11 protein-coding genes are annotated in these 12887 nt (G+C 70.9%); 2 read left to right on the top strand and 9 right to left on the bottom strand.

Annotation, left to right across the window (positions count from 1 at the left end; all coding sequences use genetic code 11):
* Nucleotides 1–93: 93 nt before the first annotated feature.
* Nucleotides 94–1308: a glycosyltransferase family 87 protein gene (locus MFF06_RS08230; RefSeq protein WP_238202776.1), complete on the bottom strand. Its 1215-nt coding sequence runs from the start codon at nucleotides 1306–1308 to the stop codon at nucleotides 94–96.
* A 143-nt stretch (nucleotides 1309–1451) separates the two neighbouring features.
* On the opposite strand from MFF06_RS08230, the gene MFF06_RS08225 reads away from it, so the two are divergent.
* Nucleotides 1452–3227, top strand: coding sequence for a hypothetical protein (locus MFF06_RS08225; protein WP_238202774.1), 1776 nt, complete (start codon nucleotides 1452–1454; stop codon nucleotides 3225–3227).
* A 57-nt stretch (nucleotides 3228–3284) separates the two neighbouring features.
* Here the strand turns inward: MFF06_RS08225 and MFF06_RS08220 are convergent, their stop codons facing one another.
* The 8 genes from MFF06_RS08220 to MFF06_RS08185 form a co-directional block, all read right to left on the bottom strand.
* Complete coding sequence (locus MFF06_RS08220; protein WP_238202773.1) at nucleotides 3285–4514, bottom strand: molybdopterin molybdotransferase MoeA; 1230 nt, start codon at nucleotides 4512–4514, stop codon at nucleotides 3285–3287.
* Between the two features lie 10 nt (nucleotides 4515–4524).
* On the bottom strand, nucleotides 4525–5010 hold the full coding sequence (gene moaC / locus MFF06_RS08215) for a cyclic pyranopterin monophosphate synthase MoaC (RefSeq protein WP_238202771.1): 486 nt from the start codon (nucleotides 5008–5010) through the stop codon (nucleotides 4525–4527).
* Nucleotides 5011–5023: 13 nt separating this feature from the next.
* Nucleotides 5024–5890 carry an indole-3-glycerol phosphate synthase TrpC gene (gene trpC / locus MFF06_RS08210; protein WP_238202770.1) on the bottom strand — a complete coding sequence of 289 codons (867 nt, stop codon included), beginning with the start codon at nucleotides 5888–5890 and terminating at the stop codon, nucleotides 5024–5026.
* Nucleotides 5887–6924, bottom strand: a complete 1038-nt coding sequence (trpD, locus tag MFF06_RS08205; RefSeq protein WP_238202769.1) for an anthranilate phosphoribosyltransferase — start codon at nucleotides 6922–6924, stop codon at nucleotides 5887–5889. The genes trpC and trpD overlap by 4 nt, the downstream gene beginning before the upstream one ends.
* Before the next feature lie 30 nt (nucleotides 6925–6954).
* Nucleotides 6955–7569 carry an anthranilate synthase component II gene (locus MFF06_RS08200; RefSeq protein WP_238202767.1) on the bottom strand — a complete coding sequence of 205 codons (615 nt, stop codon included), beginning with the start codon at nucleotides 7567–7569 and terminating at the stop codon, nucleotides 6955–6957.
* Nucleotides 7570–7795: 226 nt separating this feature from the next.
* Complete coding sequence (locus MFF06_RS08195) at nucleotides 7796–8071, bottom strand: CsbD family protein (RefSeq protein WP_306421656.1); 276 nt, start codon at nucleotides 8069–8071, stop codon at nucleotides 7796–7798.
* A gap of 269 nt (nucleotides 8072–8340) precedes the next feature.
* On the bottom strand, nucleotides 8341–9861 hold the full coding sequence (gene trpE / locus MFF06_RS08190; RefSeq protein ID WP_238202765.1) for an anthranilate synthase component I: 1521 nt from the start codon (nucleotides 9859–9861) through the stop codon (nucleotides 8341–8343).
* Complete coding sequence (locus tag MFF06_RS08185; RefSeq protein ID WP_238202763.1) at nucleotides 9861–11762, bottom strand: peptidylprolyl isomerase; 1902 nt, start codon at nucleotides 11760–11762, stop codon at nucleotides 9861–9863. Before MFF06_RS08185 ends, trpE begins: the two co-directional genes overlap by 1 nt.
* Before the next feature lie 218 nt (nucleotides 11763–11980).
* Between MFF06_RS08185 and tpiA the strand changes: the two genes are divergently transcribed.
* Entirely contained in the window at nucleotides 11981–12742 is a 762-nt protein-coding gene (tpiA, locus tag MFF06_RS08180) for a triose-phosphate isomerase (RefSeq protein ID WP_238203077.1), read from the top strand.
* The last annotated feature ends 145 nt before the right edge of the window (nucleotides 12743–12887 follow it).

The following is a 12887-nucleotide window of genomic DNA, read 5'->3' as shown; positions in this document are numbered from 1 at the left end:
AATCGCTCCGGCCCGAATCGATCCGGTGGCGAGCCGGACGAGTGGACATTGTCCGTGCAGAGTTAAGACTTTGCTTTTCTAACGCGCGTCAGTTCAGCATTCGGCCAGCATCCGCGCATCCGCGGCACGGGCCGGCGCCGGCTTGTCCGAGAGCAGGCGGATCGCCTGGGCGACCATCGCGCTCGGCACGAGCACGCCGAGCACCGGCAGATCGAAGACGATCAGGATGCGGGCGATCGGCACGAGCAGCCATGCCGCCACCGTGGCGGGCGACGCGTCGGCCTCCCTGCCGAACAGCACGGGGGCCAGGGCGGGCGCCGCGATGGCGAGGTCGTAATGCGACACGTAGGGTTGCATCACCAGGGCCGCCAAGATGACCACCGCGGGAGCGCCCTTGCGCCCGATGCCCCGGCGCAGGGCGGCGATGCCCGCCCCGAGGGCGAACAGGCTCACCGCCCCCTGGATGGCCCAGGCAGCGGCCCCCGGCACGCCGGAGAAGCGTGCGGCGAAATAGGCCGTCACCGAGGTCTCGATCATCTTCGCGTTGAAGGCGGTGACGAAGGCGCTTTGGATCGGCAGCGTGACGGTGAGGAACCCCTGCCAGACCGCGACGCCGAAGGTCGCTGCGGACAGCGCGACCAGGACGAAGGTGACGGCGGCGCCTGCCAGGAGGCAGCGCCAGTAGCCGGCTCCGAGCAGCATCACCCCGAGGGCGCAGGCGAATTGCGGTTTGACGGACAGGACCGCCAGACCGATCCCGGCCACTACGGGACGGCGTTCCGCCTCGAACAGCACCAGGGTGGCGGCCAGGGCGAGGATACCGCCGAAATGGCCATACATCATCATCGCCACGGCCGGGGGCGACAGGCACACCGCCCAGAGCATTGCGCCGCCCGGCGTCCGCCGGATCACCAGCCGGGTCGCGAGGGCGAGGCAGGCGAGGTTGACGGCGGTCCAGACCAGCACCGCCGGGATGAACGGCAAGGCCGAGAAGGGGGCGAGCAGGAACAGCGTGTGCGGCGGATAGCTGAACAGGAGCATCGGATCGCGCCGGAGACCGAACAGCCCCATGACGGTCTCGGCATAGGCAGGCAGGTCGGTGAGCATGGCGCCCTGCCCCGCCAGCACGAGGCGCGGTGCCAGCCAGAAGTTCACGTAGTCCCGGCCGAGGGGAGCGCCGATCATCCAGCCCTGGAAATCCCAGGGGCGCATCGCCAGCCACGCCAGCAGCGACACCGCCGCCCCGGCACCGAGGATCGCTCGGTCGCGCACGGAGAGGGTGGGGACAGAGAGGGTGGAGACGGACATGGGCTGGCTCCGAATGGCACAACCCTAGGCAGCATGACCTTCCGGGTGGTTAACCCACTCCCCTCGCCCCGGCCTTGACGGAGTGTTCAGTCGCTTCCTTCACGGTGACGCGCCTTCGGCCGCCACCCTGGAGATCGTTCGCCATGCCGGAGCCGGCGCTCGCCATGCCCGCCTCACGGATCAACCCGACCGCGTTCCTGTGGCTGCTCGTCGCCATCGGCTTAGTGACCATGAACGCCCCCGCCGACATCTCGGCGACCCTGCACCACCTGCGCGTGCCGGACCCGGACGACGCGATGCGCCTCGTCGAGGTGCGCGATCTCGTCGATGGACAGGGCTGGTACGATCTCGTGCAGCGGCGATTCGGGCCGCCCGTGGGTATCCCGAGCCACTGGTCGCGCCTCGTCGATGCGCCGCTGGCAGGGTTGATCCTGACGCTGACGCCCCTGACCGGACGCCCCCTCGCGGAGGGCGCGGCGGCCCTGCTCTGGCCGGGCCTGCTGTTTTGCCTCTACGCCGTCGTCCTGTTCCGCGGCGTGCGCGCGACCTTCGGCGCCCGTTCCGCTCTGATCGCCCTCGTGGTTGCGACGCAGACGCTCGGCGTGACGATCCAATTCGCGGCCGGGCGGGTCGATCACCACGATATCCAGCTCATCGCGATCCTCGGCCTGGCGTTCGCGATGATCGGGGGCGGCGCGCGGGGCGGCGCGGTGGCCGGCGCCCTCGGGGCGCTCTCCCTGGCGGTCGGCCTCGAGGGGTTGCCGTTCCTCGCCGCCGCCGCCCTTTTCCTGGCGGCGGACTGGATCCTGCGCGGGCGCCCGGCGCTGGCCGCCTTCACGGCCTTCGGCGCTGCCCTCGGCCTGTGCGCGCCCGTGCTGTTCGGGGCGCAGGTCTCGCCCGCCCTCTGGGGCCGGACCGCCTGCGACGCCCTCTCCCCGCCCTGGCTGTTCCTCGCCGGCGGCGGCCTCGCCATCGGCCTCAGCTGCATGGCCCTCGACCGCCATCTTCAGCGGCGGACCTCCCGGTTCCTGGCCCTGACCGGCCTCGGAACCCTGCTGCTGGGCGGCTTCGCCCTGCTCTTCCCCGTCTGCCTCGGCGGCCCGTTCCCCGGCATGACGGCGCTGGTGCGGGACCACTGGCTCCTGAAGGTCAACGAGATGACCGACGCCGCGACCTTCGTCGCGCGCGGGCAGTGGGAGGCGCTGGCCTTCTATCCGGTCGTCCTCCTCGCCACCCTGGTGGCGACCCGCCTCGCCTTCCGCGGCCCGCACCGCCGATTCTGGGCGGTCGCCTCGGCGCTGCTGTGGCCGGGCCTCGTCCTCGGTCTGGAGGAGTTTCGCGGCCTCTACGTGGTCAGCGGCCTCGTCCCCCTGGTAGCCGGCCCCTTCATCGGCGAAGCGCTGCGGCGGGCCTCCATGCGGAGCCTCCCCTCGGTCGGCCGCATCGCCCTCGCCGCCGGGCTCGTCAGTACGGTGTGGATCGCACCCATCGCCCTCGGAGAAACCCTGTTCCCCGCCGCGCGGACGGCGAACGATCCTGCGGGCGCCACCGCCTGCCTGGGCGACGGCGCGCTGGCGCCCCTCGCCGCCTTGCCGCCCGGAACGGTGCTGGCCCCGATCTTCATGGGGCCGGCAATCCTGCTCCACACGCCGCACGCCGTCGTCGCGGCCCCGTACCACCGGGCGGTGCCGGAGATCGCCGCCGCCCTGCGCGGCCTCGGCGGCACCGAAGGCGACCTCCGCCGTGAGACGCGGACCCACGGCGTCCGCTACCTCGCCACCTGTGCCGGTCGCCCGGCGGACGACCTTCAAGCCGAGACTGCCTTCGCCACCCGCCTCACCCGGGGGGAGGCCAAGGCGGGCTGGCTGAAGCCGCTGACCGACGCCGGGCCGGTAAAGGTCTGGCAAGTCGCTCCATAAAGTCGCTTCGGTTCGAGCGGGGTGGCTGGCGCTCGTTACGACGGCGTGGGAGACCCGTCAGACGAGCCGACGGTCCAGGCGGATGATCCTGCAGGGGTCGCCCGCCTTCGCCGCCGGCGCGTGCGGCTCGCGGATCAGCAGGGCCTCCGAGCGGCCGAGGACGGCGAGCATTGAGGAATCCTGCCGGTTCTCCGGGTCCGCCACCGGCAATTCACCCGGCGCGAGGGTGAGGCTCGCGCGCATGTAATCCTGACGCCCGTCGTTGGCCGCGAGGTCGCGGCCGAGAAGCGCCGGCTCGCTGGCGTCGGCGCCCGCCTGCGGATCGCCGAGAAGGGCGCGGATCGCAGGGACGACGAAGAGCAGGCCGCAGACGATGGAGGAGACGGGATTGCCCGGCAGGCCGATTACCAGCATCGGCCCGAGGCGGCCATGCATCAATGGCTTGCCAGGCCGCAGCGCGACGCGCCAGAACCCGAGTTCCAGCCCCTCCCGGGCGAGCGCCGCCTGGACGAGATCGTGATCGCCCACCGAAGCCCCGCCGAGGGTGACGAGCAGGTCGGCCTTCGCCTCCCGCGCCCGGCGGAAGGCGGCTTCGAGGGCGGCTTGGTCGTCGGCGGCGATGCCGAGGTCGATGATCTCCGCGCCGGCCTCCTCGGCCAGGGCCGCGAGGGCGAGGCTGTTGGAGGCGACGATCTGGTCCCAGGCGGGGGCGGCGCCCGGCGCCACCAACTCGTCCCCCGTTGCGAGGATCGCCACACGCGGGCGGCGGCGCACGACGAGGTCGGGATGGCCCGCGGCGGCGGTCAGGGCGAGGCGCCGGGCGTCGAGGGTCAGCCCCTCGGTCAGCAGCGTCGCGCCCGTCTCAAAATCTAGCCCCTCCCGGCGGATGAAGCGGTTCGTCTCCACCGCCTCGCCGACATGGATCGACTCACCTTCGGCCCGAGCATCCTCCTGGATCAGGATCGCATCGGCGCCCTCGGGGACGGGGGCGCCGGTGAAGATCCGCACCGCCTCGCCCGGCCCGACGCGGCCGGTGAAGCCGTGGCCGGCCGCGCTCGTGCCGACGAGCCTCAGCGTGGCCCCCACCTGCCCCGCATCGGCCGCGCGGACGGCGTAGCCGTCCATGGCGGAGGCGCGGAAGGGCGGTTGGGTGCGCGTCGAGACGACGGGCGCCGCCAGCACCCGGCCGGCGGCGCGGGCGAGGGGGACAGTCTCGGCGGAGACGGGCTCCGCGACGCTCGCCAGGATCCTGGACAGGGCCTCGGCGACCGGGATCAGCCCGCTCATCGCCCCGCCCTCACGCCGGGTCCGCCCGGTAGGCGCCGGAGCGGCCGCCATCCTTGGCGAGCAGGCGGATCCCCTCGATGCGCATACCCCGGTCTACGGCCTTCACCATGTCGTAGACCGTGAGGCAGGCGAGCGAGACGGCCGTCAGCGCCTCCATCTCCACGCCGGTCGGCCCCTGGACGCGCACCTCCGCCGTGATCCGCAGGCCCGGCAGGGCCGCATCCTCCTCGCACTCCACCCGCACCTTGGAGAGGAGCAGGGGATGGCAGAGGGGAATCAATTCATGGGTGCGCTTGGCGGCCATGATGCCCGCGAGCCGCGCCGTGCCGATGACGTCGCCCTTCTTGGCATCGCCCTCGCGGATCAGCGCCAGGGTCTCCGGCAGCATGACGATGCAGCCCTCGGCGCGGGCGGTGCGCGTGGTGGCCGGCTTGTCGGTGACGTCGACCATGTTGGCCGCGCCCTGGGCGTCGAGGTGGGTGAGGCCGCCGCTCATGCGCCGCGCCCCCTCACGCCGTCTTCGCCTTCGCTGCGCCGCCGCCCTCGCCGAAGATGAGGGCGCGGGTCGCGGCCGCGACGTCCGCCTGCCGCATCAGGCTCTCCCCGACGAGCACGGTCCCGAGGCCGTGCCCGGCGAGGCGCTTCACGTCGGCATGATCGGCGATGCCGCTCTCCGCCACGGCGATCCGGTCGTGCGGGATGCCGGGCTTGAGGCGTAAGGCGTTGTCGAAGGAGACCTCGAAGGTCTTGAGGTTGCGGTTGTTCACGCCGACGAGGGCGGTGCCGAGCGGCAGGGCGCGAACGAGTTCGGCCTCGTCGTGGATTTCCGTCAGCACGTCCATGCCGAGGTCGTGGGCGGTCTCCACCAGGGCGAGTGCCTCGTCGTCGTCGAGGCAGGCCATGATGACGAGGATGCAGTCGGCCCCCCAGGCGCGCGCCTCGTAGACCTGATACGGCTCGAACATGAAGTCCTTGCGCAGGACCGGCAGGCGGCAGGCGGCGCGGGCCTCCATCAGGTAATCGGGCTTGCCCTGGAAGGAGGGCTCGTCGGTGAGCACGGAGAGGCAGGTCGCGCCCCCGGCCTCGTAGGCCGCCGCGAGCGTGGCCGGGTCGAAATCCGCCCGGATCAGCCCCTTCGAGGGCGATGCCTTCTTCACTTCCGCGATCAAGGCGGTGCGGCCCTCGGCGCGGTGGGCGCGGATGGCTTCGGCGAAGCCGCGGGGGGCATCGGCCTGAGCGGCGCGCTTCTCCAGCTTGGCCAGCGGCACGCGCAACTTCGCCTCGGCGATCTCGCGGCGTTTGTACGCCTCGATCCGGGCCAGCACGTTCGGCCGTTCGGGCGCCTCGGGCACCGCGTCTGGCGTGGGGGAGGTCATCGGCTCTCCTGCCGGTTCGAGCATGCCTGCGAGACGCGCACGAGCCGGGCGAGCGTGGCCCGGCCCGCTCCGGAATCGATCGCATCTTGCGCGCGGGCGACGCCTTCCGCCAGCGTGCCCGCCCTCTCTGCGACCACGAGGGCGGCGCCTGCGTTGACAACCGCGATGTCGCGGTAGGCGTTGCGTGCGCCGGCGAGCACCGCCTGCAGGGCCTGCGCGTTGTGCGCCGGATCGCCGCCGCGCAGCTCTTCGGGTGCGCGCAGCGCCAAGCCGACATCCCGCGGATCGAGGGTGAAGCGGCCGATCCGGCCGTCCTCCAGGGTCACGATCCCGGTGGGACCGGTGACCGTGATCTCATCGAGCCCGTCCGAGCCATGGACCGTCCACACGCGCGCGGACCCGAGTTCCGCCAACACGCGGGTCAGGGGTTCGGCGCGGGCACCGTCGGCGACGCCGAAGAGCTGCCGGGTGACGCCCGCCGGGTTGCACAGGGGGCCAAGCAGGTTGAAGATCGTTCGGACCGGCAACTCCGCCCGCACCGGCGCGACGTGCCGCATGGCGCCGTGATGGGTCTGCGCGAAGAGGAAGCACAGCCCGGCCTCCGCGAGGCAGCGTTCCTGCCCCGCCGGATCGAGCCCGAGGGCGACGCCGAGCGCCGCCAGCACGTCGGCGGCGCCGGAGCGCGAGGTGGCGGCGCGGTTGCCGTGCTTGGCCACCGGCACGCCGCAGGCGGCGACGAGGATCGCCGCGAGCGTCGAGACGTTCACGCTGCCCGAATGGTCACCGCCGGTGCCGACGACGTCGACGGCGTTCGCGGGCGCCGTGACACGAACCATCCGGGCACGCATCGCCTCCGCGGCGCCGACGATCTCCTCGATGACTTCGCCGCGCATCTTCAGGGCCACCAGGAAGGCGGCGGCCTGGACGGGCGTCACCTCGCCGGAGAGCAGCAGGTCGAAGGCCGCGCGCGCATCGGCCCGCCCGAGGGTCTGGCCCCCGGCGACCGTGGCGAGGAGCGGCTTGAAACTGTCCATAAGGTCCGTCCGCGGGGGCGTCCGCCCGGCTCAATGCACGCCGGAGGCGCGTGTGTCACGCGTCGCATTCCACTCCCGGGCGAGATCGAGGAAGTTCTTCACGATCTCCTGCCCGTGCTGCGAGCGGATGCTCTCCGGGTGGAACTGCACGCCGTGCACGGGGAGGCTGGTGTGCTGCAGCCCCATGATCAGCCCATCCGTCTCGGCGGTGACGGCCAGCGTCCCCGGGCATGAGGCGCGATCGACCACCAGCGAGTGGTAGCGCGTGGCCTCGAAGCTGTCGTTGAGGCCCCGGAACAGGCCGCTCGCCTTGTGGCGAATCGTCGAGACCTTGCCGTGCAGGGGCACGGGCGCGCGGACCACCTCGCCCCCGAAGGCCTGCCCGATGGCCTGAAGGCCGAGGCAGACGCCGAAGAGCGGAATGTCGCCCGACAGTTCGCGCACCACATCGAGGCAGATCCCCGCCTCGTTCGGGCTGCACGGCCCCGGAGACAGCACCACGGCATCCGGCGCCCGCTCGCGGATGTCGGCCACCGACAGCGCATCGTTGCGCGCCACCTCGATCGCGTCGCAGAGCGGACCGATCAGGTGCACGAGGTTGAAGGTGAAGCTGTCGTAGTTGTCGATGACGAGGACTTTGGGCATCGGGCACATCCGGAACTCGGCCCGGTGTGGCGTCTCGGGGCGGGCGGGTCAACTCGTGCCGATGAGCCATGCCGTCATTGCGAGCGAAGCGAAGCGATCCTGGGCTGCGGGCCGTGTTCGCCTCCCGCGTATCCCTGGATTGCTTCGGCTTACGCTCGTACCGACGACGGGACGCGGCGACGGTGCGAGGCGCAGACGCGCTACGCCCCGCACCGGCCCCCTCCCCTTACTTGTTGGTCGCGTTCTCGATCGTGTCCTTGACCTTGCCGCGCTCCTGCTGGGCCTGGCCCCGGAGCTTCTGGGCGCGGCCCTCGGCCTTCAGGTCCTCGTCCTCGGTGAGGTTGCCGACGCCGCGCTTGGCCGCGCCCACGGCCTCGTTGGTGAGGCCCTTGAGACGATCGACTGCGCCCGCCGTGGTGGGGGTGTCGTCGGCGAGCGCCGGGGTGGCCACCGCGAGGGTGAGGAGCGCGCCGGTCAAAGCGGCGACACGCATGCGGCTCATACCATTTCTCCTGATCCGGAATCGGGGGCGCGGTGATACCGGGCCTGCCCGCGGATGCAATGATGCGGACGTACCAGATCGGGCTCGGCGGGACTGGTAACTCGGTCGAGTTATGGTTCCGAGGGGGCGGCGGAAGCCCTTCTGCTCCTCGCGAAGCCTCGGAGTATCCCGCTCGCCGTGTCCGAACCGCCGACACGGCTGAGGGCGAACCCTTTTACGACATCATGGGACGAAGCAAAGAAATTTAAGAATTTTATCTCAAAGTCGCATCACTGCCCCCGCTTCGCCTGGGAGGCGAAGCGCACCGCTTCCTCGGCCGCGCGAAACAGGGCCTTGGCCTTGTTGACGCATTCCTGCTGCTCGGAGGCCGGATCGGAATCGTAGACGATGCCGGCGCCGGCCTGGACGTGCATCCGCCCGTCCTTCACCACCGCCGTGCGGAGGACGATGCAGGTGTCCATCTCGCCGCCCGCACCGAAATAGCCGATGCAGCCGGCATAGGGGCCGCGCTTGTCCTGCTCCAACTCGTCGATGATCTCCATGGCCCGCACCTTCGGTGCGCCCGAGACCGTACCTGCCGGAAAACCGGCGGCCAGCGCGTCGAGGGGATCGTGCTTCGGGTCGAGGTCGCCCTCGACGTTCGACACGATGTGCATGACGTGGCTGTAGCGCTCGATAAAGAACTGGTCGGTGACGCGCACGCTGCCGATCCGCGAGACGCGGCCGGTGTCGTTCCGCCCGAGGTCGAGAAGCATCAGGTGCTCGGCGCGCTCCTTCGGATCGGCGAGCAGTTCGTCGGCCAGCGCCTTGTCCTCGGCCGGCGTGGCGCCCCGGCGGCGGGTGCCGGCGATCGGGCGGATCGTCACGACGCCCTCACGGACCCGTACGAGGATCTCAGGGGACGAACAGACGATCTGGAAATCCTCGAAGTCGAGGTAGCAGAGGAACGGCGCCGGGTTGGTCCGCCGCAGGCTGCGGTAGAGGGCGAAGGCCGGGAGGGTGAAGGGCGCCTCGAACCGCTGTGACAGCACGACCTGGAAGACGTCGCCAGCGACGATGTACTCCTTGGCCCGCGCGACCATCGCCCCGAAGCGCTCGGGCGTGGTGTTGGAGACCGGCTCGGGTGCGGGCACGGAGGAGACGTCCATCCGCGCCTCGATCGGCAGGGGCGCCTCCAGGGCCTCGGCCACCCTGTCGAGCCGCACCTGGGCCTGCTCGAAGGCCACAGTGGCGGTGACGCCCGCCGCCGGGCGAACGGGGCTGACCACGGTGATGAGGTCGCGGATCGAGTCGAACACCACCATCACCTGGGGACGGACGAGGATCGCGTCCGGCACGCCCAGTGCGTCGGGGTTCGGCTCCGGCAGCCGCTCCATCGACCGGACCATGTCGTAGCCGAGATAGCCGAACAGGCCGGCGGCCATGGGAGGAAGGTCTTGGCCCTCCCCGTCGCCGATGGCGCTCTCCGCGATGAGGGCGCGAAGGCTCGCGAGCGGATGGCGCCCGTCCGCCTCGAAGCGGGTGAGGTCGCCGCCGCGGCTGAGGGAGGCCGCCCCGTCGCGGCACCGCCAGATCAGATCCGGATCGAGCCCGATCATCGAATAGCGGCCGCGCACCGCGCCGCCTTCGACGGATTCGAGCAGGAAGGCCGGGCCCGGATGGCGCGCGCGCAGCTTCAGGAAGGCCGCCACCGGCGTTTCGAGGTCGGCCACCAGCTGCACCGCGAGCAGGGTCGGGCGGCCGGCTTCGTAGGCGGCGCGGAAGGCCGCGAAATCCGAGGCGTCGGGCATCAGTATTCGCCGCCGAAGACCTTGCGGAGCGCCGCCTGATCGACCTTCACGCCGGCGTTCTTCTGAACGTCCGCGATGAACTCGCTCAGCACGTCGTCGGACAGGGCCGACTGGAAGTTCTGCGTGACGGTCTTGTCGCTCGGGCTGTCGGGCACGAAGGCCGGCATCGTCGCCGAGGTGACCTTGAACACCACGCGCGACCCGCCCGAGGCGGCACTGCCGGACTTGTCCTTGGGGGTGGCGAAGATCAGGTTCACCACGTCGCCCGTCAGCATGTCCTTTGGCTGGTTGCGCGCGAGGTCCGTCGTCTCCTGGAGGTTGGCACCGACCCGCTTGGCGACATCCTCGAAGGTTTCGCCCTTGTCGAGGGCCTCGACGAGTTCGCGGCCCTTGGCCTGGAGGCGCTTGGCCACCTCGGCGGCGGTCCAGCCGTCCTTCACCTTCGCCTTCACCTCGTCGAGGGGGCGGTCGTGGGCGGCGTCGATCTTGGTGACGTCGTACCAGAGGTAGCCGTTGGCCTTGGTGCGCAGGGGCTCATTGTCGCCGCCGATCTCGGCGCGGAACAGCGCGGGCAGGGTCGTGTCCGCATCGGGGATGGTGGTCACAGGTGTGCCGTCCGCCGCCTTGCCCTGGGCATCGACGCCGTCCACCGCGATGAGCGGGATCTGCCGGTCGGCCGCGATCTCGGCCAGGGTCTTACCCGCCGAGCGCTGGTCCTCGATGGCATCGCGGGTGCTCTCCACGCTGTCGCGGGCGCGCTGGAGGGCGAGGCCCTTGCGCACTTCGTCCGCCACCTCCTCGAAGGGCTTCACCGTGCCCGGCTCGATCTTGGTGACGCGCAGGAGCACCGTGCCGAAGCGGCCCTGAACCGGCTCGCTCACGCCGCCCTCGGGCAGGGCGAACGCCGCATCGCCGACGGTCTTGTCGAAGAGGCCGTCGCGGGTGAGCGTGCCCAGCGTCAGATCCTTCGGATCGGTGCCGCGGGCCTCGGCCACCTGCTCGAAGCTTTTGGTCCCGGCCTCGATCTCCTTGCGCGCCGCCTCGGCGGCGGCGGCATCGGGGAAGACGATCTGCTGGATGGTGCGCTTCTCGGGGGCGCCGTAGCGGTCCTTGTTGAGGTCGTAGGCCTTGCGAACGTCCTCCTCGGACACGGCTTCGGGCTTGGCGAGCTTCTCAGGATCGACGGCGAGGATGGTGGCCGAGCGGACCTCCGGCGCGAGGAACTGGCCCTTGTTGGCCGTGTACCACGTCTTCAGTTCGTCCTCGCTCGGCTCCGGGATCTGGCCCGCGTCGGTCGAGGTCAGGAACAGGAAGGAGGCACCGCGCCGCTCAGTCACGTAGCGGTGCACGGCCTCGCGCAGGGCCTCGGGCACATGGATCCCGCCGGATACGGCCTCGGCGAGTTGCAGCCGGGCGATCACCGAGCGCTGCTCGCGCACGAACATCGTCTCGTTCAGGCCCGCCCGCTGGAGGGTCTGGTAGAACAGCTGCGGATCGAACTTGCCGTCGGCGGTCTGGAACGACTTCTCCTCACGGATCGCCCGCAGCACGGCGCTGTCCGGGACGGCGAGGCCGAGGTCGCGGGTCTTCTGGTCGAGGGCCGCCTCGGTGATCAACTGGGACATCACCTGCCGGTCGAGGCCGAGCGCCCGGGCCTGATCCGGGGTCAGGGTCCGCTTCAGCTGCACCTGATAGCGCTGGAGCTGATTCTGGTAGGTCTCCCGCACCTTCTCGGCGGTGATCTTCGTGCTGCCCACCGTGGCGACGGCGTTGCTCGACCCGCCGCGGATCAGGTCCTCCACGCCGTAGATGCCCATGCCGAGCATGAGCAGCGAGAAGATGACCGTCATGACGATCTTTCCGAGCCAATGCTCGGAGGCGGCGCGAATGCCCTGCAGCATGATGTGTCTTAATATGAAGGTCGTCGAGAAGGCGGTGTTGCGGCCCGCGATAGACCATTCCCGCCGGGGAGCAAAGCGCGGCCCCGGCCGGGCCCACCGCCCCGTCCACGGCCGCCGGGACGATGCGGGCGGATCGGTAACCGCCTCATTTGCGCGCCCAAGCTTGCTCTGCTACGGCCCGGCCATCATCAGGCACGAGAAAGAATGGGGCGGTGAGGATGACGCTGGGCACGCGGCGGCCCCTGGTTGCCGGCAACTGGAAGATGAACGGCACCCGGGCCTCGATCCCGGTGGTGGAAGCCATCCGCGATGGGCTGACGCCGGACCTCGCCTCCCGGATCGACGCGTTGATCTGCCCGCCCTCGACGCTGATCAGCGCCTGCGTCGCCGCCGTTTCCGGCTCCTCCATCGCCATCGGCGGCCAGAACCTCCATGCGCGGGAAAACGGCGCCTTCACCGGCTCCATCTCCGCCGAGATGCTGGCGGACCTCGGCGCGACCTACGTCATCGTCGGCCACTCGGAGCGCCGGGCCTACCACCACGAGACCGACGACGGCGTGCACGCCAAGGCCCTCGGCGCCCGCCGGGCGGGCCTGTGCGGAATCATCTGCGTGGGTGAGACGATCGAGGAGCGCGAGCAGGGCCGCGCCCTCGACATCGTGCGGGCGCAGCTCGCCATCGGCCTGCCGAAGGGCGCCACCGCCGCCGACACGGTGATCGCCTACGAGCCGGTCTGGGCCATCGGCAGCGGCCGCACCCCGACCCCGAAGGATATCGCCGAGGTTCACGCCTCCTTACGCGAGATGCTCGACAAGCTCGCGGGCGAGGAAGCCCATAAGATCCGCATCCTGTACGGCGGGTCGGTGAAGCCGAGCAACGCCCGCGAGATCCTGTCCGTCGAGAACGTGGACGGCGCCCTCGTCGGCGGCGCGAGCCTCGTGGCCCAGGACTTTTTGGGGATCTGCGCGGCCTACGCGTAAGAGGTCACCCGGTCCAACCCCGTCATTGCGAGCACGGCGCCGCAATCCAGGGGAGTGGGACGTCTCAGGACGGAGTGGGTCCCTGGATCGCTCCGCTGTCACTCGCAACGACGGCGGAGCGGTTTGAACGTTGTGCCTTCTGCGA

The sequence above is a fragment of the Methylobacterium aerolatum genome (assembly GCF_022179085.1).
Taxonomy (GTDB): domain Bacteria; phylum Pseudomonadota; class Alphaproteobacteria; order Rhizobiales; family Beijerinckiaceae; genus Methylobacterium; species Methylobacterium aerolatum.
The sequence above is the reverse complement of the archived record's forward strand: the minus strand, read 5'-3'. Positions and strand labels throughout refer to the sequence as shown.